Annotated in this window: 15 protein-coding genes, 1 tRNA gene and 1 pseudogene; 6 read left to right on the top strand and 11 right to left on the bottom strand. The window is 33.4% G+C overall.

Features of this window, described 5'->3' with window-relative positions; all coding sequences use genetic code 11:
- Positions 1-1,417: 1,417 nt before the first annotated feature.
- The 3 genes and pseudogenes from AC1M9F_RS02320 to AC1M9F_RS02310 form a co-directional block, all read right to left on the bottom strand.
- Positions 1,418-2,431 (bottom strand): annotated as a pseudogene (locus tag AC1M9F_RS02320) (two-partner secretion domain-containing protein); the annotation flags it as partial.
- A gap of 35 nt (positions 2,432-2,466) precedes the next feature.
- Entirely contained in the window at positions 2,467-2,982 is a 516-nt protein-coding gene (locus AC1M9F_RS02315; protein ID WP_481596953.1) for a toxin-activating lysine-acyltransferase, read from the bottom strand.
- A gap of 11 nt (positions 2,983-2,993) precedes the next feature.
- Positions 2,994-4,751 carry a ShlB/FhaC/HecB family hemolysin secretion/activation protein gene (locus AC1M9F_RS02310; RefSeq protein WP_481596952.1) on the bottom strand — a complete coding sequence of 586 codons (1,758 nt, stop codon included), beginning with the start codon at positions 4,749-4,751 and terminating at the stop codon, positions 2,994-2,996.
- Positions 4,752-4,981: 230 nt separating this feature from the next.
- Between AC1M9F_RS02310 and AC1M9F_RS02305 the strand changes: the two genes are divergently transcribed.
- Complete coding sequence (locus AC1M9F_RS02305; protein WP_481596951.1) at positions 4,982-5,914, top strand: IS5 family transposase; 933 nt, start codon at positions 4,982-4,984, stop codon at positions 5,912-5,914.
- 544 nt (positions 5,915-6,458) lie between these two features.
- Here the strand turns inward: AC1M9F_RS02305 and AC1M9F_RS02300 are convergent.
- The 4 genes from AC1M9F_RS02300 to AC1M9F_RS02285 form a co-directional block, all read right to left on the bottom strand.
- Positions 6,459-8,546 carry a DUF3987 domain-containing protein gene (locus AC1M9F_RS02300; RefSeq protein ID WP_481596950.1) on the bottom strand — a complete coding sequence of 696 codons (2,088 nt, stop codon included), beginning with the start codon at positions 8,544-8,546 and terminating at the stop codon, positions 6,459-6,461.
- On the bottom strand, positions 8,546-8,749 hold the full coding sequence (locus tag AC1M9F_RS02295) for a helix-turn-helix transcriptional regulator (protein ID WP_481596949.1): 204 nt from the start codon (positions 8,747-8,749) through the stop codon (positions 8,546-8,548). Before AC1M9F_RS02295 ends, AC1M9F_RS02300 begins: the two co-directional genes overlap by 1 nt.
- 272 nt (positions 8,750-9,021) lie before the next feature.
- Positions 9,022-9,204, bottom strand: a complete 183-nt coding sequence (locus AC1M9F_RS02290) for a DNA-binding protein (protein ID WP_481596948.1) — start codon at positions 9,202-9,204, stop codon at positions 9,022-9,024.
- A gap of 117 nt (positions 9,205-9,321) precedes the next feature.
- Positions 9,322-9,810, bottom strand: coding sequence for a hypothetical protein (locus tag AC1M9F_RS02285; RefSeq protein ID WP_481596947.1), 489 nt, complete (start codon positions 9,808-9,810; stop codon positions 9,322-9,324).
- 90 nt (positions 9,811-9,900) lie between these two features.
- On the opposite strand from AC1M9F_RS02285, the gene AC1M9F_RS02280 reads away from it, so the two are divergent.
- The 3 genes from AC1M9F_RS02280 (at position 9,901) to AC1M9F_RS02270 (ending at position 14,691) form a co-directional block, all read left to right on the top strand.
- A complete protein-coding gene (locus tag AC1M9F_RS02280; protein ID WP_481596946.1) occupies positions 9,901-10,107 on the top strand; it encodes a helix-turn-helix domain-containing protein in 207 nt (68 codons plus the stop codon).
- Positions 10,108-10,750: 643 nt separating this feature from the next.
- Positions 10,751-13,687, top strand: a complete 2,937-nt coding sequence (locus AC1M9F_RS02275) for a hypothetical protein (RefSeq protein WP_481596945.1) — start codon at positions 10,751-10,753, stop codon at positions 13,685-13,687.
- Positions 13,688-14,148: 461 nt separating this feature from the next.
- Positions 14,149-14,691, top strand: coding sequence for a hypothetical protein (locus tag AC1M9F_RS02270; protein ID WP_481596944.1), 543 nt, complete (start codon positions 14,149-14,151; stop codon positions 14,689-14,691).
- 265 nt (positions 14,692-14,956) lie between these two features.
- Here the strand turns inward: AC1M9F_RS02270 and AC1M9F_RS02265 are convergent, their stop codons facing one another.
- Both AC1M9F_RS02265 and AC1M9F_RS02260 read right to left on the bottom strand, forming a co-directional pair.
- Positions 14,957-16,168, bottom strand: a complete 1,212-nt coding sequence (locus tag AC1M9F_RS02265; RefSeq protein ID WP_481596943.1) for a tyrosine-type recombinase/integrase — start codon at positions 16,166-16,168, stop codon at positions 14,957-14,959.
- Positions 16,169-16,360: 192 nt separating this feature from the next.
- Positions 16,361-16,437, bottom strand: a tRNA-Ile gene (locus AC1M9F_RS02260).
- A gap of 325 nt (positions 16,438-16,762) precedes the next feature.
- Here AC1M9F_RS02260 and AC1M9F_RS02255 point away from each other — a divergent pair.
- Both AC1M9F_RS02255 and AC1M9F_RS02250 read left to right on the top strand, forming a co-directional pair.
- Positions 16,763-17,332, top strand: a complete 570-nt coding sequence (locus AC1M9F_RS02255) for a 1-acyl-sn-glycerol-3-phosphate acyltransferase (protein WP_035264494.1) — start codon at positions 16,763-16,765, stop codon at positions 17,330-17,332.
- Between the two features lie 107 nt (positions 17,333-17,439).
- A complete protein-coding gene (locus tag AC1M9F_RS02250; RefSeq protein WP_035264495.1) occupies positions 17,440-18,189 on the top strand; it encodes a YebC/PmpR family DNA-binding transcriptional regulator in 750 nt (249 codons plus the stop codon).
- Positions 18,190-18,265: 76 nt separating this feature from the next.
- Here AC1M9F_RS02250 and AC1M9F_RS02245 read toward each other — a convergent pair whose 3' ends face one another.
- Together AC1M9F_RS02245 and AC1M9F_RS02240 are read right to left on the bottom strand one after the other, a co-directional pair.
- A complete protein-coding gene (locus tag AC1M9F_RS02245) occupies positions 18,266-18,736 on the bottom strand; it encodes an Lrp/AsnC family transcriptional regulator (protein WP_035264497.1) in 471 nt (156 codons plus the stop codon).
- 113 nt (positions 18,737-18,849) lie between these two features.
- Positions 18,850-19,614 (bottom strand): glutathione S-transferase family protein, encoded by a 765-nt coding sequence (locus tag AC1M9F_RS02240; protein WP_481589873.1) that lies wholly within the window; start codon positions 19,612-19,614, stop codon positions 18,850-18,852.
- Between the last annotated feature and the right edge of the window lie 24 nt (positions 19,615-19,638).

Below are 19,638 nucleotides of genomic sequence, written 5' to 3'. Positions count from 1 at the left end.
TCAATGCTTTTTCTTTATTGACAATATCTTGCGCTGCCAAATCTAATCGATCTCGTGCTGCAATCACAGCAGCTATTGTTTCATCAACAGTTTCTTCTTGGTTGAGCACTTTATTTGCAGCTACTGCAACATGGTCACCATAAATACGACCTGTGCCAATATTATTTAAAGTACTCGTCAGCTCAACTAATGTTTGACCATTACTGTTAATTTCACCACGGTTGGTTAAGTTTTCACTTTGAATAAGGGTACCGTTATTGGCAATGATTCTACCTGTATCTTTATTATCAATATCACTGGCTTTAAGTTCTAATTTTGATCCTGCTTGTAATTCTGTTGTATTTACCAAATTACCCACAGTCTCAATTTTTAAATTGTTTCCTGCTTCAATTTTATTTTTCGTCGTGAAGCTCTCTTTTAACTTCAGCTTTAAATCATTGCCTGCACTGAGTTGCCCATCAGCTGTAATTGATGTTGCATCAATCGCTACATTTTGATTCGCTAAAATTTTACCTGCTGTATTCTGAACATCATTCGCTTGAATCTCTAAGTCTTGTGATGAAAGAAGCTCACCTTCGTAATTATTTAAGTCACCTGTACGAATACTTAATGTTTTACCCGTAAGGATTTGTCCTTGTGTATTTTTAAGTTGTTCACTCTCAATACTCAGGTGCTGAACAACTTTAATTTTACCTGTAGTGTTATCAACATCTTTTGTTTTAGCTCTGGCATCTTGTGCTGTAATCACACCGTGATTATTCTTAAAATGCTGTCCCTGGACATTCAAAGTATTTAAGTTTAATGTCGCATCACTGTTATCCAAACCTTGATTGAGCGTTAAACTTACCCCACCATTTGCCGTGATTTTCCCTGCATCATTTTCAATGCTGTCTGCCTTAATTTTACCTTGGGCAAAACTCGCTGTAATAGACGTATTGGCTGAACTGGTACTACCACCGCCTGTCGCAGTGCTTGGGGCTTCTGTTTCTGCACCTGAGCCACCTGTATTTCCACCACCTGTGCCTGTACTAGGGTTTGTTCCTGTGTCTTGATCAATTTCGGTATAACCAATTAAGCCTTTGTTTTTATTATTAAGTGTTTTCGCATCAATCGCTAAGTCCTGTAAGCCTGTTTGAACAACTTTACCTGAACTGTTCTTCAGATCTTTTGTTTCTAGATCAACACGACCTGCATTGAGTTCGCCTTGGTTTTGAATGGTTTCTTTATTTCGAATATTCAATTCAGCAGAAGTTGCTATCAAACCAGTGTTATTCAGGTTTGTCGTTTGTATGCTTTGCTTACCCAAACTCGAAATACTGCCACTGTTATTTAACTCTGTAGCTTGAATATCTAATGTTGCTTGTTGAGGATCTTCTTTATGTTGTGCAACAACTGAACCACTGTTTTGTAGTTGTCCATCTGCACTAATTTTAATACTGCCAGCAGAAGCAAACACTTGCCCTGCATTATTAATACCCACACCTTTGTCTGTACTAATCAGGCTAATCTTCCCTGCGTACATTCCCCCTAAGCTACCTGTATCTATGGCAAATTTTGGTGTGTTGTTCGTTGTACCGCTGCTTGCATTACCTATACTTTTAATATTACTTTGTGCATCAATGTCATTTTGACCTGTGACTATTTGCAAGTCTTTTGCCCATACACCTGCATTAATTTGTGCTGCATGACTAAGTAAACGCGTGTAGTCTGCTGTACTGCTATCTAATCCTTGTCCTGTAATATTGATTAAACCATCGCGAACTTGAAAGCCTGTAACCGCACCATTATTTAGTAACGGATTACCCGTACTTAACGTAACTGCACCAGCATTGATGAATCCACCACCATCAACATTAATTCCAGATGGGTTGGCAATAATTACATCGGCTTTACGTCCACCCACTTCAATATAGCCATTAAGGTGACTGGCATTGGTTGAGTTAACTTGATTCACAATGACTTTAGCTTCACCGACTGCAAGCCAAGGGTTACCTTGGATATAACCACCCAATTGCGTTTGAGCATTTTGACGGCTGTTATTGAGGATCACCCCATTTTTATTCACATCAAATTGTTCGTAGTGGTTCATTGAAACACCAGCTTGGCTTGGCGTTTGAATATTCACCTGGGTTGTACCATTAGCGCTGTTAATAATCGTCGGTCTTTGATTCCCTGCTGCATTTGGGTCTGCAATCACATTGGCTTCTGCTAAATCTGTGGTCATACCAATGCTTGCAACGCCCGTCAAAAGCATGATGGAAAATGATAGAACTTTTAAGCCTAAACTTTTTTCAGCTGTAGATTCTGTGTCTAGCTCTAAATGTGTGATGTTTGAATTACTTGTTTGTCCTTCTGCAGACACATTTTCTGCAACAACGACCATTTCACCACGTGTTTTACTGAAAATCGTTTTATAAAAGTTCTTATTCATTTTTCAATTACCTATTCTTTAATCTTTTAAATAAATTATTCAGCAAGTGCGTATTTGTTTTGCCAATCGTTAAAATCTTGCTCACTCATTAAATCGCCTTTGAATGTCATAACTCTTAAACCTGTCTCTCTACCTCTGTGATAAAGCGATCTCATACCATTTTTAGGAAACAGTTGTTGTGCGACTAGATTCTTCATTGTTTTACTACGGCCAAATGGACTAAACCAATCTATAATCCATAAACGATCACCACTGTTACTTTCATTGATTGACAACGGTAGACCTTGGCTTTGTATATATTTTTTTTCAGTTTCATTATTTAAAAATGCCCAACTGACATAGCCAATGACTCGACCATTTTCAACACACACAACAAATTGCTTATTCTGTATATAAGGCACAACTCTCGTCATTAAGTAACTTAAGGGTGCATCCTTTAAGCTGGGCACGTATTGCCATAACCACATCAATGAACCCAATACTTCAGCTTCACTCCAATGCTCATGAGGGTAATGTGATGGTGCAATTAAACTAATATTTCCAATTTTCATAATGGCCTCAACTAGAATGAGTAATTCACACTAAAACCATAGTTCATGTCATAATTTTGAAAGTACTCAGGCTTCTTAATCGGCTTACCTGCAAATACGTCATAATAGAAATTCCCACCGACTTTGAACTGTCCTCTGAAACCCATTGCACCACCAATTAAGGTTTTACCCAGTAGCAATTCTGCTGACTGTCCATCGACATGCCCTGCATCTAATGCAATATAAAATTGGTGTGCTGGGAAAATTGACATCGCTAAATCATTACGCCAGTAATAACCACGGTCAGCAGCTAAAGTCATGTTCCCGTCAAAACCACGTACTGTATAACGCCCACCAATTGACATACGATCTTGCATGGTTAATGGTGTATCGTTGTACTGTGCTCTGATTGAACTTGAGTAGTTATAGTTTTGTTTTTCAAATTGAAATGGGACATTTAGATTGGCATCTAATGTCCAAATTTTCATGCGTGAAGAACCTTCATCAAAGGCTTCTTCCGGGGCACGTAAAGCACTAAAAGCACCTGTCCCGCGTTTATACCCAAGACTCAAATCAAGTACCGATGATTTTATATATTCTCGATGATCTATATTGAATTGCCAGCCTGAAACATCACGTCTTTGAATGCTCACCTCTGCATCATCAATGAAGCTTTTTGATTCTCGATGCCAACCTTTAAAGCTTGCTGAAGTTTTTCTTTTCGCATCGCGATATAACAATCGTGTTACACCTAGATCTTGTGTTTTACTTTCACCATTGTAGTTATAGACGTTATTCGCTCCGGCAACGGCTTGGTCGTAGTTGTATTGGCTTGCATTAGCACTAATGAGCCAGTTTTTATACGGTACTGAGTAATGCAGTGCATAGTTATTAGTACCACTTTCTACAGTCGTACCATGCTGATCTGTGATTTTTTGTTGATCCGCTAAGTTGCGACCAACTGTGATATAAAATAAATCACTTCGGAATAAAGGGTTATCTAACGAGACTGTTATATTACCTTGATATTTACCTGTTTGGCGACTTCCTGCATCATCCGCACTTAGAGTCACACGGATTGGAATTTTTCTTTGTTTCCATTTGACGATGACATCACTCTGATTCGGTGCATCAGCAGGGACAATTTGAATATCAGCCTCTGTAGTAGGCACACGTTTTAAATTTTCTAAGCCTTGTTCTAAATCTCGTAGATTCAGCACATCACCATTTTTAATTGGGAATATGTTTTTCGCATATTGAATTCGGCCGGCGCGGGTATTATCTTCATCACTTAAATCGAGTTTGATTTCTCGAACCAAACCAGGAATAACAGTCAGTTCTAACCTACTCGTACTTAGGTTTTGTGGGGCTACCAAAATACGTGTTGTGGTATAGCCACGACCAATAATGATGTTTTGTGTTTTAGTCATGAGCAAATTAACAGCTTGCTCACCTATACACATGCCAGACTTAAATTCGAGTTCTTTTAAAGCTTGTGTTAAGTATTTACTAAACTTATTACTCATTTCACCATTGAGTTTTACTTCATTAATATCAAAACATTTTTCTTCTTTTATTTCGTGAAGTTTCAAGCTTTCTTTTTGGCGTACAGCATCTAAATTTACATCTGCTGAAGGTTGTATGATTTTTTCTAATTCTGCTTGGCGTTCTTGATTTCGTATAAGTCCATCAATCGCAGGGTCAAAATTTTGTGCATGTGCAGATGAAATAAATATCCCTCCACCAATACTTAGAAGTATCCCCTTGAACAATAATTTTTCTGTAAACATGTTGTCACTTTGTATTAAATTTGCGATAAATCTAACAATTAAAAGTTTATTTTACAACATCTGTAAACCCTTTGTTTAATAGATATTTATAATCAAATGATTCTTATAATAATTTTAAAGCTTTAATTGATTTTTATTCGTAATAGCATCATTTTAAAATATTCTTAGCTTAGAGGGGCTTTGTTGCAGAAAGCTATTCTTAAGGGCTTCTTCAGCCATATAATTTTCAAATGAAGAAGCCTACACACAAAATCTACCGCACAACCAATTGGCCCGCATATAACCGAGCACTCATTAATCGCGGAAATATTGCCATTTGGTTTGATCCTACTACGCAATGGTATGCTCTATCAAAAGGCAAACAAGGACGAAATCAAACCTACTCCGACGCAGCCATCCAATTCAGCTTAATGATTAAATCCTTATTTCGTCTGTCTTTACGTATGGTCACTGGCTTTGTGCAAAGTCTGATTAAACTTTGCGGATTAAATTGGACAGCGCCAGATTACAGTACGCTTTGTAGAAGACAAAAGTATATTGATATTGCAATCAGCTACCAAAAAAGTAGCTATGGGCTGCATCTACTCATGGACTCTACAGGCTTGATGTTTCTAGGTAAGGGCGAATGGAAACGCAAAAAACATGGACCTGGATATCGTCGCCAATGGCGTAAGCTACATATTGCTATAGATGCTGAAACTCTTCAAATACGAGCTATTCAGCTCACAACCAATAATATCAGTGATTCACAGGTACTTGGTGATTTACTTGATCAGATTCCACAAGATGAGCAGATTGACTCTGTTTATACCGATAAAACTTATGACACCAAGCAATGCCGTCAGGCCATTGCAGATCGGCAAGCGCATGCGGCGATTCCACCTAGAAAAAATGCGAAACCATGGAAAGATACAAAGAGCAGCTCGCTAGAGCGAAATGAATTACTTCAAACAGTTAATCGTTTAGGTAGGACTCTATGGAAAAAATGGTCAGGCTATCATCGCCGAAGTTTGGTTGAGACTAAAATGCAATGCATCAAATTATTAGGAGGTAAACTAAGTGCAAGGAGCTTTGATAGCCAAGTCAATGAGGTTCATGCACGTGTAGCGGTCTTCAACAGATTTACGGAGTTAGGTCGACCACTTACCCAAGTTACGCCTTAAATTTGGCTCAATTAGGGGCTCTTTGCCTTTCAAATCTTTGTGCAACAAAGCCATTTAGGATACAAACAAGGATACACAGAGCGTGTTCCCATATGAAGTTATATGACGTTAAACAAAGCAATAAAAAACCCTTAACTCTTTTAGAATTAAGGGTTCGGATCTTATATAAAGCTATATAAGTATAAAATTTGGTGGGCCCAACTACCATAAAACAATAGGATAAGTTATTGTTTTTATAGTTTTTATTTTTAAGAAATTAGAAAAGATACAAATTCGGATACAAGTATTATTTAATATTGCATCTTTACTATATATTTTAATTTTTTTCCTTTTAATTCCGTTTAATTTTACAGATAAAATGACTAATTGACTAAACTAGATATAAACCTTTTTTTGTAAAGCATATACTTATGTTAGTCATCTAATAATTAACGACTAAATGACTAATCAAAAAGGTATTTAGTCACTTAGTCGCTAAGTAATTAGAAACTGATAATTTAAAAGACAAGTTGATTAAACACTTCATCACTATTTAGTCATTTAGTCATTTCTGTAATAATTTTGGATTTAAAATGACTATACGTTTTTTATTGAGCATTTCTATTTTTAAATAATTCGAGTCCTCAAGCTGCTGCATAATCATACTCAATAGCTTTGAATTCTTCTGCATAGGTCTTGGGCAAGATGTTTGAATATAAGAATATTGAAGACACTTTTCATTATATTTTTTACATTTATCGAGCATCCATTTAATCAAACGTTCAGCTTCATTTTCTACATTAGCTTCAACATCAGCGTACTTTAACCATTCGTTTAATGAATGATTGATGATCTCATAAGCTCCTCGTAATAATTGACCATTAATAATTTGTGAGCCTTCAAAATATGCAAAAACTGTAGCTAAGCGCCTTGCCAGTTGGCTAGCGCGGCTAGCAAACGCCTGTAGATATTGATAACGCTTCCCTGCTGCCTGTAATGATTCAATTAAATTATAAAAATATATATCTACATCTATAGCTTCAACATTCATATGCATGACATGACGGCCATTAAATTGAGGCTGATCTGTTAGTGGACGCGGGTATTCATCAAGCAGATACTTACATCTTGCCCAATAAGCCACTAAACGGGGATCAGTGTCAGCATTTTTAGTTCTATAAGCTGCATCTTGTAAGCGTGTTCCTGCAATGTTCTCTGGTACAGTTAAAATAAATCTAGGCAAAAAGCCTTGCCCTCTGAGAATTGGATCTTGCAATGCGTCAGCTAAAATTTCGTGTTGTCCTTGTAAATTAAAAGTTAAACGAACATCATATGCTCGTCCACTACCATTTATATTCGACTTTGAACGCGTTCGTTCCACAAAACCATCGTCAAATAGCTTCACATAGGCACTTATGGCATTAGTTCTTGTATCCATTTTCATGTTATATCCACCAAAAAATTGTCCTGCCTCGTCGCTAGCTATTGACGCATTATTAATTACTCCTTCTACATACATACTAGCAATCGATTCTAGTGTTATATCGCTATAAATTGAACTAGGATCTTGAGGTACTGAGTTTTCACTACAATAAGACTCTCGATCTTTTTTATTTAATCCTGCTTGTTCATTTTTCCATCTCTCTAGCTCATGGCGATATAATTCATATTGCTTGTATTCATGCTGAAGAATGGCTTTATCCGCTAAATTTCGAGTTGTACTTTTTCTGCTTCCACTTTGCCCTTCAGTAAGAAGATAGAGACTACATGGCTCTCCTTTAGGATTTGAAGGATGTGGTGCATTAACTCTAGCTTGTGAAATATGCGACATAGCTCCTATAACACATTGAGCACTCATAGCAATTGGTGCTTGTACATGTTCAGAAATGGCTATAACAGCCTCTCTGGCTAATGATGGCAGTGCATTTATAGGATATGGAGTATTAACTATTGAGCCCTTTTGTGATAATGGTAATAAATCACCCCATTCGTTGATTGTTTCTTGAAGAAATGTATCTGAATCAATTGCTTGTTTTAAATAATTAATTTTTTCTAAGTAAAAATTTCTTATTTGACCAGGTAGAATTGCCGAAAAGTGCTTATCTAATCCTATAAATAAGTCTTGATTAAGCTTCGGCTCATTAAATCCTGTAATTGCTCTAAATATTGTTTCAGGCATACCTGCATTTATAATTTGATAGGCTTGATCGATGTCTTTATGAAACACGATGGCTTCTCCAGCTCTAGCAAGCTGCAAAAATAAGTCGACATTATCAGTACCCAACACATGTGATATGTAAGCTTTATTCGTATTTGCTGAAATTTGACCTTTCCCTATCGAAAAAGCTACTACTTGGGTATCAGTCAATGCATGAGGTATTTGATGCTTATCATATTTTTTTGCATTTCCCTCAATTCTATAACCTTGAATGTCAGTTAATTTTTCAGGATTGGCTAAAGGAAATGCGTAACATCCTTCGCAGTCATAATCAGTATATTCAGAGCAAATATAACTTTCTGATTTGACTTTAAAGTTTGTTACATCAATACAGCTTTGAACAAAATCATTGATTGAGTAAAAATCTGTCTTGTAGCCTGTCAAAGGATCTAAACTAGATGCAAATGGAGAGCTACTAATAACGTTTGCAATCATTATTTAGTCTCCAAATTTGAATCTTTTGGACTTAAGTTTAAAACCCAATTTTTTATATCATTTTCACGAAAAAAAATTCTTGCTTGTTTTTTTTCCCCAAATTTTATTGGTTTTGGGAACGACGAGTCTTTTTCGCGCAGCTGATATAATGTATTTCTACTAATATTCAAAATACGACAAACATCCTTAATTTTTATCAACATTTTTTTCTCTCACTTTGTCGAGAGAAAATCGAAAGAAATACTATAAATGAACTCTTTGTAAGTTCGGATACAGTCTTGTTTTGAATACTTGAACTAAGTTTCATATATCTACCTCAAAAAAGGCAGAAAGCGCTAAAGAGATTGAAGGACGTCTCAATCTCTTATAAAATAAGTTTGTCTTGGAATACTAATTTAAAGACAAATATAAAGACTCATGTTACCGCATGGGTCTTTATGCTTTCTGCAAACAAAAAAATATTAACTATTAATTTTTAATCATCTTTAAGTCCTAATTTAACAGCAATTTTATGACTCTCACCTCGGATAGGAAGTCGATGAGCATTTAGAACTCTGTAGACCAAATCCTTTGAAAAATTATTTTCCTTTGACCAATCTGAAAATGATAAACCTTGTTTTCCAAACTCGTATCTGACTTGTTCGATCGATTTAGCCATATTGTAAAAACCTATAGAAATTTCGATGAAATAGTATTTCATAACTTGAAAAAATCAAGCTATTTATCAAACATAACCAATTGTTTTTTAATAATATTTATATAAACATTTAGTAAATCATTTATTAATCATGCCCAAAAAATGGGCTAACATATTGAGTCTCTGTATATTTTTTAACTTCTCAAATTCGATCTTTTGATCTAGATTAATAATCTCAGAATCAATTTCTGGGTATTTCAAAACTAATTCACACAAATACTCTTTTTGGAGTTTATAATTATCTAAAGTATTGGTTATTAATTCTTTTTCAACATCTATAATATTTTTTAAACTATCATTTAAAAGACAATTTCTTAAGTACTTAAGCTTTTCAGTTTCACTATATAAAAATAAACGGTTGTTACTTTTTGACCGTTTAGTGTTTAAAAAATTATGACGTATCAATATTTTTAGAGCACCGTATATGTACGTTGGACAAGTGGTTAATTTTTCACCGTTCATACCATTTATAAACTTAATAAACATTTTCGCTTCCCAATCACAAATTTCATTGTTAAGAAGAAGTTTTTCAAAACTTGCAGCATACGGAAGATAAAATTCAAACATAATCGGAACTTTTAAAAAAAAGAGGATTATAGTCCGTGGATATATAATCCTCAATTGATGATATTTCTGTTTTTGAGCAGTTATATTAAAATGTCAGAATTATCAAAAAATATTGGTCGACTAATTCGTGATACACGTATATCTAAAAAAATTACTCAAGAGTCTTTGGCACTTCAATGTGGCATTGATCGCAGTTATCTAGGACGTATAGAAAGAGGAGAAGTCAACCTTACTGTTGAAAAACTATATGAACTTGCTAATACTTTAGAAGTTAATGTTAAAGAACTACTGCCATAGGCTACACAAAAGTAAGGCTAAAAATTCGAAATGTGCAGAATATTTGTCTACACAAATGGTACTAGGTGTAAATTTCAGATTAAACTTCAAAGAAATGGCAATGGGTGAACTTGAAAAAGCTCACCTCTACATCAATATGACTAGCAAATTTAGAAAGAGTAAATGTGAGTCTATTCAGAATAAATTTTAGCTCTGGAGTCAATTAACTATGTACGATCAAAATTAAAAAAACTCTATCCAAGCATCTCACTTAACCTTAGAAATGTTCAATCGAATTAACTAAACGATAGAAGAAAAAACTAAAATGAAGCAATAAAAATCATAAAAAAATTAGACAAATACTTGATAAATAACTTACAGGATATATATTTAGTCTATTCAACTTACAAAATATTTGATTGTGAAAACATTACGACAACAAGTAAAAAAAGATCTTCATGAGACTTTATATAAGAATTCTCTATATATAGATACAAAGTGGAATTCTATTGAAAAAATGATCATCAGATGGTCAACTTATTATAGATTTTACTGTTTAATATTTTTTCTTATATTCATCATAATCACATATTTTTTGATTTTATTATTGGATTATAAAAATATATATTTTAATACCAATTTCTTTATCAGTTGGAAAAATTTAATGGCTTGGCAAGATATTTTTCTTGCGTGTCAACTGACAATCATTGCAATCCTCTACCCTTTAGTTGTTGGCTTCATTAGTGTTTTATTTCAAGATAAAACAGCTAAGACTATAATTTTCCCTGTTTACAAAAAATACTCTGGTTTCATGTTTGCAGGCTTAAGTGGTTTAACCTTATCACTTTTTATAGTAGTTAGTAATTTTCTAAGCACCTTTCTTACAGAAATTAGCTATTTGGCCTTTTGCATTTCTTCTGCAATTTGGTTTTCATTTAATTTACTCTTAACCGCATGGTTCTTTACTAAAACTTTCAATATTTTGAACGATGAATCTAGAAATGAACTTATTACTAGATTTTCAATACAGGAAGCATGTGTAGCAGATATATCTAAACGTTATACTGAACAATTGATTAGACATGCAAAGAAATTTAATCTTCTATCTGAAATAAATAAAGAAATATTAAGTGTAGAAAGCTATTCTTTAAGTGATGAACGCTTTGAAAGAGTATTAAAAAAAGTTAAAGATAAATATCAACTAATTGATATAAACTATAGCATTATCAGTATTGCAGTTAAATTTCAAACCTTTATTCTAAAATTAAAAAAAATTAAATCTTGTAAAATTACAATATATCCACACAAAATGAACAGAAAAACATATAGTTTATTTAATTACCAAGGATTTAAAATAAATCTATTGGTTAAGTTTTTGATTGTAAAATCATTTAAATTTAAAAAAATACAACCACTTGAAAACGATCAAATCTTACTAAAAAACTTTGATAGCTTTATACAACCAGCTTACGAAGCTCTTAGAAATAACAATTTGAAGGGCTTTGAACAATCGATAGATAACCTATTGAACTACCACGTTACAATAGCGGATAGTCTCTCATTTAACCATGACAATCGTATTCCAGATAACTGGTTACTACTATCAAATGGAATTTTGTTGGGTAGATCTTATTTTAATGAACTTTTACTCGAATATTATCAAATAGCGAAAGATGCTATAGATAAAATGCCAAGTAATAATGGTTACTATAAAAGTGTTTTAAGTTTACATAGATATATTTTCCAAAGAAGGGTCAATATAAGTACAGAAGAAGCTGAACAATTAATCCAAGGTAGTTATTATTTATGGGAATTATTGCTTCAATGGAGATCATTTGAGAATAATAATAATCTTAGAACAAACAACAGTTACGAAGATATTATTTATGATTTCGTATCATCATGGGAAAGTTGGATTAAATATAGCATAGAACTAAAAAATAAACGAACCGATGACATTGATATTGTATTGTTATCTGTTTTAACACATTTAAAGTTCACATCAGCTACTTGTATAGCAGCTATAAGATTCAATAATTTCGATGCAGCAGGTTGGGGCATTGATATGTTAAACCATTGGTTAGAGCTTTTAGGTACTAAAGATTATATTCATGAAGAATATTCTTGGAAAAGTGTACTCATCAATCAATCAATTCTAAAATTAAGTTCAAGTGATAACGTATGGAAAGAAATTCTTAACAATGAAAAATATAGTTTAGAGGCAGCTTATGATCTTGCTCTTAAAAATGCACATATCGATTTGAGAGTTATGTGTGCTTGCTATTTATTAATCAAACCAATTAAAGATGAAGAAGTCACCCTGAGAAATTATGTTTTAGCTTTATTAAGTGGGCGAAGAATACATCCTTCTACAGATTTGTACTCAGTAAATGAAATTTCTAATGCAGGAGAATTATTAGGTATTTATATAAGACTAAGGGATTATGCAATTTGTGGCGATAAATCATATAGTGCATGGCTGAATTCAGTTTTAGAATATTACGGACAGATATTTAGTGAACGTGTTGTAAAAGGTCGTATCTATAGTGGCTGGGGTGCAAATAGTGTAAAGAGCCTTGATAATGCATTTATTGAGATAGCACTTAGCTTTTCTCAACATCAATGGCGATTACCACGAGAATGGCATGAGGTTTTTAATTCAAATTACTATAATCGTAACAATATTGAATCTATAATTAACGATCTAAATGACTGGGTCATTAAGGTAGAGAGTATTAAAGAATTTATTTTACTTGAAGTTAAAGATTTAGATAATTTGAAAGAAAACTTCAAAAAATCTATTAACGAAATTATTTTGGAAATTAAAAAAACTTCTGACAATTCTATTATAGAAGCTCATATTGATGATAATAAATTGTATGAGATGGCACTTAATGCATCATCTGTATTTATTAAAAAAAATCAATCATTTCCTATAAATTTATTTACTATTGAACACAAAAAAGCATTACTACCAATAAAACCATCAGGTGGATTGAACTTTAGACAATACCATAAAAAATATATCGCAAAAGGAATTAAGTCTATTAGATCATCAAATGAAGATAGTATTATTAAAGATGATATTAAAAACAATTTACAGCTAAATGTTTTTAGAGAAATTCTAAAATATCCTACACAGAGTATAAAAACTTTTAATAGTTTTGAAAATATCATTTTAGGACTATTGCAAGAAATTAGATTGATTGATAAACCAGTTTTATTTATTGGTAATCAACAACTAAAAAATAAATTAAGACAATTAAGAGACCAAACGCAAGGTAATAATTTTGACTTTATACAATATAAAGAAAATTTTGGAAATCGCTATATATGCCATATCGGCCAATGTGAAGTGTATAGCTTACCATTTACTGATATTGAGTATTGTTTACTGACAAGTAAAAATTTATTTGAAAAGATAATTTTCTATCAAATTAATGATAATCAGTATGTCAACGTAGAATACTTAAGTGATAATGATAATAAACTAATAGGCAATCTGAAATTTGATTATCAAGTAGATGTGATACTGAAAAAAGATCAACCACTCATTAGATTTGTACTTTTAGAAACTGCAGATCCAAGTGACCACACATGAATAAAAGATTAATGATGCTATTAAAGAGAACGATTTATTGGATCTCTTGCAAAGTTTAGTCAGATATAAAAATTCTGAAAGCAAAGATATGCACTTTATGTAATAAGCCTATATTTAGACTTGTAGGTACATAATGAGACAATGCAAATTACTATACCTCCCTACTCTTTTAACATGATATCAATTACACAGAATTGCTATGATTAAATTAGCTTAAACATTGTATGTATCCTTGTTTCCGTAATGCTATATCATCGGTCAATAGCAAAATTAGTCAAAGGAAATCGTATAGAATTAATGTAGCAAGGCTTAACCACTTCAGGATATAATCATAGTGGAAAGAAAGCCAATATATAAAACCATGAAAGAATCAAATCATTAATGATAAAGGGTTAATATAATGCAAAAATTGCTAGATCTGATGCATTTTGTATTATATTGAGTTTGAGAAGGGGTATTCTATGGGTATTTGCATAATTGATTGGGAAACTACAGGTATTTATTTAGGAGTAATATCAACTATTATTTCACCGTTACTTGTTGCTATATATATTTATAAAAAATGGCATGATCAGAAAGGAAATGAAGTAATAGCGAATGAAGCTAAAGAGGCTTATAAAGAACTTCTAAGTAATTTATTTGAAACAAGCGTAATAATTTCTCATATTGAAATTAATAATATAACTAAAATTGATATAGAAAATTTTATAAATTTAAGAAATAGCAGTAATGAATTACTAAAAAAATTATTACTTATTGACTCTTGTATAGTAATAGAAAACTTTGCTACTGATATAAATAAATTCGAAAAAAATAATACTGAAATTTTAAAAAAATTAAATACTATAGTCTTTGAGGATAACTCAAATAATTGCAACTTCACAACAATAATAAAACAACTCGAATATAGAGAGAAGATCAATCGAGAATGTTGTATGAATTTAATTAGACAACTACAACCATATACTTTATTTAGACGTAATATAATTTTCAAAAATATTTAACCTAAAAAGTGTACTACATCTAGCATACCTAGCAAAAGCAAAATAATGTTTTTATGACTACTAAAAATTATTCTGACCGTTTAACAAAAAAATAGAAAAAGCAATAATTTTTTGATATTTTAAAGTTGTATCAAGTGTTTAGAGATATCTAGTTAATTGATTTTTAGCTTATTAAATATTCAAAAATGAAAATTATACCTTAAACGTTTGATGGGAAATCTCAAAAAAATTTCCCATCAAATCACTAGCGTGCTTAAAATTTCATTCAATTCTTTTCTTTGATAAGTCCGCTAATATAGTCTGCCCACCATTGCATTATGTAGACACGTTCTTCCAAATGAGTTGACTTGTCATAAACAGCTTTAACGCCCTGCTTCTTATGAGCCAAACACGCTTCAATAACTTGTTCTTTGTCACTAAATTGATTGTTTAGAGCTGTACTTGCTATATGCCTAAAGCCGTGAGCACTTTGTCGTCCTAGATACCCTTGGTATTTTAAAGCTTTATTCAAAGTTGCATCACTAATTGGCTTTAAAAGGCTATCCCTACTTGGGAACAATAAGTCTGATACAGAACGTGTTTTTCTTAACTCTAACAACAATTCAATAGCCTGTTTAGGAAGTGGTACGACATGCTTAATTCCACACTTCATAGTTTCAGCTGGTTTTATCCATATTTTTTTATCAAAATCAAAATCTTGCCATTTGGAATATCTGAGCTCTTGTGGTCTAGGAAAAAGGAGAAGATGCAACTCTAGTGCAATAGCAATATTCCTGCTTGGATAACTTCTTATAGATTTAAGTAATTCAGGCACTTCCTCGATGCTGACATGCTTCATATTTCCTTTGCTTGCCGTATCAAGATATTTCAAAATGCCGTCTATAGGATTCGATTGTATATATCCTTTAAATTTTGCTAAATCGTAAGCATTACGGCAATGGGAGACGAGCTTCTTAATACGATTATAAATACTTTCTTTTCTCTGAATCTCCTGAAAAAACTCAAGCCACTGTACTGAAGTAATTTTGGTAAATTCCGTCTCTCCAAAAACAGGCAAAATATGTTTTTGGATAGATTTTGTTTCACTTATCGTGGTGGATTCATCCCAAGTATTTTTTTTTATAGCAAGCCATTCATATATCAAACTTTTAAAGAAAAGATTGTTATTTTCAATATTTTGAATATTCTTTTCTTTATTTGTTAATATCGTTTCATTTTTATGCAATTTCATAAAAATATCCGATGACTCAAGCTTAGCCTGTAGCAGCGATAGTTGAGGATAACTTCCAATACTATGCCATTTCCATTTTCCGATCTTACTTTTGAATCGGACTTGCCAAGTTTTTTTCCCTGTCGGAGATACACGAAAATAAAGGCCAGCATCGCATGGAATACGGTATTCCATCTGCTCAGGTTCCAGATTACGAAGATGGATATCTTTGATTTTTTTGATTTTGTATAAGTCAGCTCTTTTCATAAAAAATATCTTGTATCCGAGTTAAATACTAAGCGTATGAGATACAAGATTGGATACACAATAGGGCTGATCATAGCAGTACAAAGTAGTGTATAGCAGTGCAAAAAGTAAAATAAAAAACCCATGAATTCATAGAATTCATGGGTTTAGTAGCAATGATAAGACAAAACTGTACATATCATTACAAAAAACTGGTGGGCCCAGACAGACTTGAACTGTCGACCAACGGATTATGAGTCCGCTGCTCTAACCAACTGAGCTATAGGCCCTATAAATACTGATTTCTCAAGTATTTTCGAATCAGAATACTAGCCAATATCAAATTCAAAAACAAGGTTTTTCATTTTTTTATCTTCAGCTTGACCAAAATTTATTCATCGCAGTTTACAAATCACGTACGATCTTGATCATGTATAGAATTTCAGTCACAAATATGTGAAAAATTATGAATTTTTGGTAAGCGTCGAGGACGTAAAGTTTGCAGATAAAATCTAAATTTAGTAGTCAATTTTTCTATAATTTATTACTAAAGGGATTGAATTTTTTAAAATGAAGTAAGAAACTCTGCCATATAAAATTCAAATATCTCTGTGAATGATGAAAAAACACATTGCCGAAATGGCATTTAAACTTGCTGGTGTCAAATATCATGTTGAACCGAATGTTCTTGGTGATAAACAAGTCATTATCGGTTTTGAACATACCACGATGATGGATGCTGTACTCTCAATCGCACTGTTTCAAATCCATGATATCCCGATTCACACACTAATTAAAAAAGAACTATTCAAAGGACCTTTTAAGCCAATTCTAGAAGGGGTTGGTGGTATTCCAGTTGACCGTCACTCAAATAAAGATATCGTGGCGCAAATGGTTGAACTCTTCAACTCCAATGACAAATTTAATCTCGTGATTGCGCCTGAAGCGACTCGTGCGAAAAATGGTGAACAACGTAAACCGATCCGCACCGGTTTTTGGCATATCGCAAAAGCCGCAAACGTCCCTATCGTTTTCTTGTTTGTAAACCAAAAAACCAAACAAGGCGGAATTTTTGGCAAAATCATGCCATCAGAGTTGGATCATGATTTGAAATTGATTCAGGAACTTTATAAGGAACATACAGGTTTAGACATTATTATTCCTGAACCGAAGAATAAAGCCTGATCTTGATCAATTGCTAAAATAAGGGTCTTTATTAAAAAAAAGCCCTTATGGTAGAATTTCGCAGATTTGATTAGGCATAAGGCCAATCTACAAGGAGCATATTTCGCATGGCGGGTCATTCCAAGTGGGCCAATATTAAGCATCGTAAAGCTAAACAAGATGCTAGTCGTGGTAAAGTTTTCACAAAATATATTCGTGAAATTGTTACAGCTGCAAAACTCGGTGGTCCTGATGCAGCAAGCAACCCACGTCTTCGTGCAGTTGTTGAAAAAGCATTGTCCGTTAACATGACTCGTGATGTCATCAACCGTGCCATTCAGCGTGGTGCTGGTGGTGAAGACAATGATGATTTAAAAGAAGTCACATACGAAGGTTATGGTGTTGGTGGTGTAGCCGTTATTGTTGAGACAATGACTGATAACTTAAACCGTACCGTACCAGATGTTCGTCACTGCTTCTCTAAAACAGATGGTAACTTAGGTACTAACGGCTCTGTTGCTTTCCTTTTCACTAAACGTGGCGAAATTACTTTTGAAGATGTTTCTTTAGAAGACCAAATTATGGACGTTGCGTTGGAAGCTGGTGCAGAAGACATTGAAGTGACAGAAGATGAAATTCTTGTGATCACCACACCTGAATCTTTTGGAACAGTGCAAGATGCTTTAGCGGCTGCAGGTTTAAAATCTGACAATGCAGAAGTGGTGATGAATCCTTCAACTAAAGCAGAAATCACAGATATCGATCAAGCGAAAAAAATCATGAAAATGATTGATATGCTTGAAGATTTAGATGATGTACAAAACGTATATACCAACGTTGAATTCTCTGAAGAAGTTTTAGCGCAATTGGATGCTTAATCCATATTCAGAATTAGAAAACGCACCTTTTGGTGCGTTTTTTTAATTGAAAGGCGTCTTTTTTTGCAAGCTTGAATTATGCTTTACTCAATAAACCATGACAGTTAAATACATCATATTCTTTAATGACAAAGCTTGAATGCAATGCCACAACATGATCAATTTTACCAATGCGCTGTAACAAAATCTGGCTATAATTTTCCATATCACGAGCAACAACTTCTATAATAAAATCAGCAGATTGCCCTGTCACTAAAAAAGCATTGATCACTTCAGGAATACTTTTAAGTTCATCTAAAAATTTTGCAAAAGTATCTGAGTCATGCTTACTCAATGATACTTGTAACAACACATGTAAATTAAACCCTAATTTTTGATAGTTAATATCACGCTTTAAATTCGTCATGATATTGGTTTCAATGAGATGTTTAATACGACGGTGCACTGAACTTACAGACAGGTTAATACGCTCCGAAAGCTCGTTCAGATTCAAATCTTCATGTGTAAGAATTTCTAAAATTTGTTTATCGTAACGATCTAATTCCATCTTCTTCTCAATATTTTCATGGCATAAAATGATTATGCATTATTTTTTCAAAAATATCGATTAAAATGAAAATAAATTAACCAATCAGACAACTTAATAGAAAATATGCTCTGTTATATCCCGCGCCAATCTACCCGCGCATTTCGTTCGTTGGCATAAATACGTTTGACATATTGCCCTATCGGTAAATCAAGCAATTGATTTTGATAGTCCTCAAATTCAGATGAAACTGGCTGATGATATTCTCTTTCCCAAGGTGTACCAGAGATCTCAAGTAGTGGAGCAAGCATTGAACAAACGGCGATATCTGCTAAACCCAAACGATCTCCCACCATATATCGAGCTTGATTCTGAATCAATTGGTCGTTTAACTGCAAAATAATTTCATGCATATTTTCTTTAGCAAGCGCAACTTGTTCATCATCAAGTTGGTAGCTGGTTGAAACTAAAGTTTTAATAAGTGGCTTACTGATCTTTTGAAATTTTCTCAGATATCCTTTTTCACCAATCATGATTTCTAGCGGCTCATCGCTTTCAGATAAAGCTTGAGCAAGCCCCCAGCGCCTCACTGATACACCCAATTGATTACTCAGGTCATTAATTTCAAGTGCTTTTTTTCTTAACTTTAAATCTGATCTGAGCAATGAATGTTCTGGATAAACATCATCCAAATACAGGGCAATTTGGGTTGAATCTGCAATCCACTTTTCTTTATCACGTAATATCGGCAGAGAGTTTTGACCTGTTTTTAATTTTGCGAATGCACGATGTACGCCCGGAATCATATTTTGAGCAACATAATCCAATTCCTTATGATCAAGTAACCAGCGAGCTTTTTCACAAAAGTGAGATAAAGGAAACTGGTAAAGGATGCGCATAAAATCTCCGAAGTCTTGATCAAT

This window comes from Acinetobacter sp. ANC_7504 (assembly GCF_056779995.1).
Note: the sequence above shows the minus strand (reverse complement) of the source record. Positions and strands in the feature narration are given on the sequence as shown.

What these genes read in the sequence shown, in the direction of transcription:
- AC1M9F_RS02315 (WP_481596953.1), bottom strand. Translation starts at nt 2,982, where the DNA reads ATGAAAATTGGAAATATTAGTTTAATTGCACCATCACATTACCCTCAT.
- AC1M9F_RS02310 (WP_481596952.1), bottom strand. Translation starts at nt 4,751, where the DNA reads ATGTTTACAGAAAAATTATTGTTCAAGGGGATACTTCTAAGTATTGGT.
- AC1M9F_RS02305 (WP_481596951.1), top strand. Translation starts at nt 4,982, where the DNA reads ATGAAGAAGCCTACACACAAAATCTACCGCACAACCAATTGGCCCGCA.
- AC1M9F_RS02300 (WP_481596950.1), bottom strand. Translation starts at nt 8,546, where the DNA reads ATGATTGCAAACGTTATTAGTAGCTCTCCATTTGCATCTAGTTTAGAT.
- AC1M9F_RS02295 (WP_481596949.1), bottom strand. Translation starts at nt 8,749, where the DNA reads ATGTTGATAAAAATTAAGGATGTTTGTCGTATTTTGAATATTAGTAGA.
- AC1M9F_RS02290 (WP_481596948.1), bottom strand. Translation starts at nt 9,204, where the DNA reads ATGGCTAAATCGATCGAACAAGTCAGATACGAGTTTGGAAAACAAGGT.
- AC1M9F_RS02285 (WP_481596947.1), bottom strand. Translation starts at nt 9,810, where the DNA reads ATGTTTGAATTTTATCTTCCGTATGCTGCAAGTTTTGAAAAACTTCTT.
- AC1M9F_RS02280 (WP_481596946.1), top strand. Translation starts at nt 9,901, where the DNA reads ATGTCAGAATTATCAAAAAATATTGGTCGACTAATTCGTGATACACGT.
- AC1M9F_RS02275 (WP_481596945.1), top strand. Translation starts at nt 10,751, where the DNA reads ATGGCTTGGCAAGATATTTTTCTTGCGTGTCAACTGACAATCATTGCA.
- AC1M9F_RS02270 (WP_481596944.1), top strand. Translation starts at nt 14,149, where the DNA reads ATGGGTATTTGCATAATTGATTGGGAAACTACAGGTATTTATTTAGGA.
- AC1M9F_RS02265 (WP_481596943.1), bottom strand. Translation starts at nt 16,168, where the DNA reads ATGAAAAGAGCTGACTTATACAAAATCAAAAAAATCAAAGATATCCAT.
- AC1M9F_RS02255 (WP_035264494.1), top strand. Translation starts at nt 16,763, where the DNA reads ATGATGAAAAAACACATTGCCGAAATGGCATTTAAACTTGCTGGTGTC.
- AC1M9F_RS02250 (WP_035264495.1), top strand. Translation starts at nt 17,440, where the DNA reads ATGGCGGGTCATTCCAAGTGGGCCAATATTAAGCATCGTAAAGCTAAA.
- AC1M9F_RS02245 (WP_035264497.1), bottom strand. Translation starts at nt 18,736, where the DNA reads ATGGAATTAGATCGTTACGATAAACAAATTTTAGAAATTCTTACACAT.
- AC1M9F_RS02240 (WP_481589873.1), bottom strand. Translation starts at nt 19,614, where the DNA reads ATGCGCATCCTTTACCAGTTTCCTTTATCTCACTTTTGTGAAAAAGCT.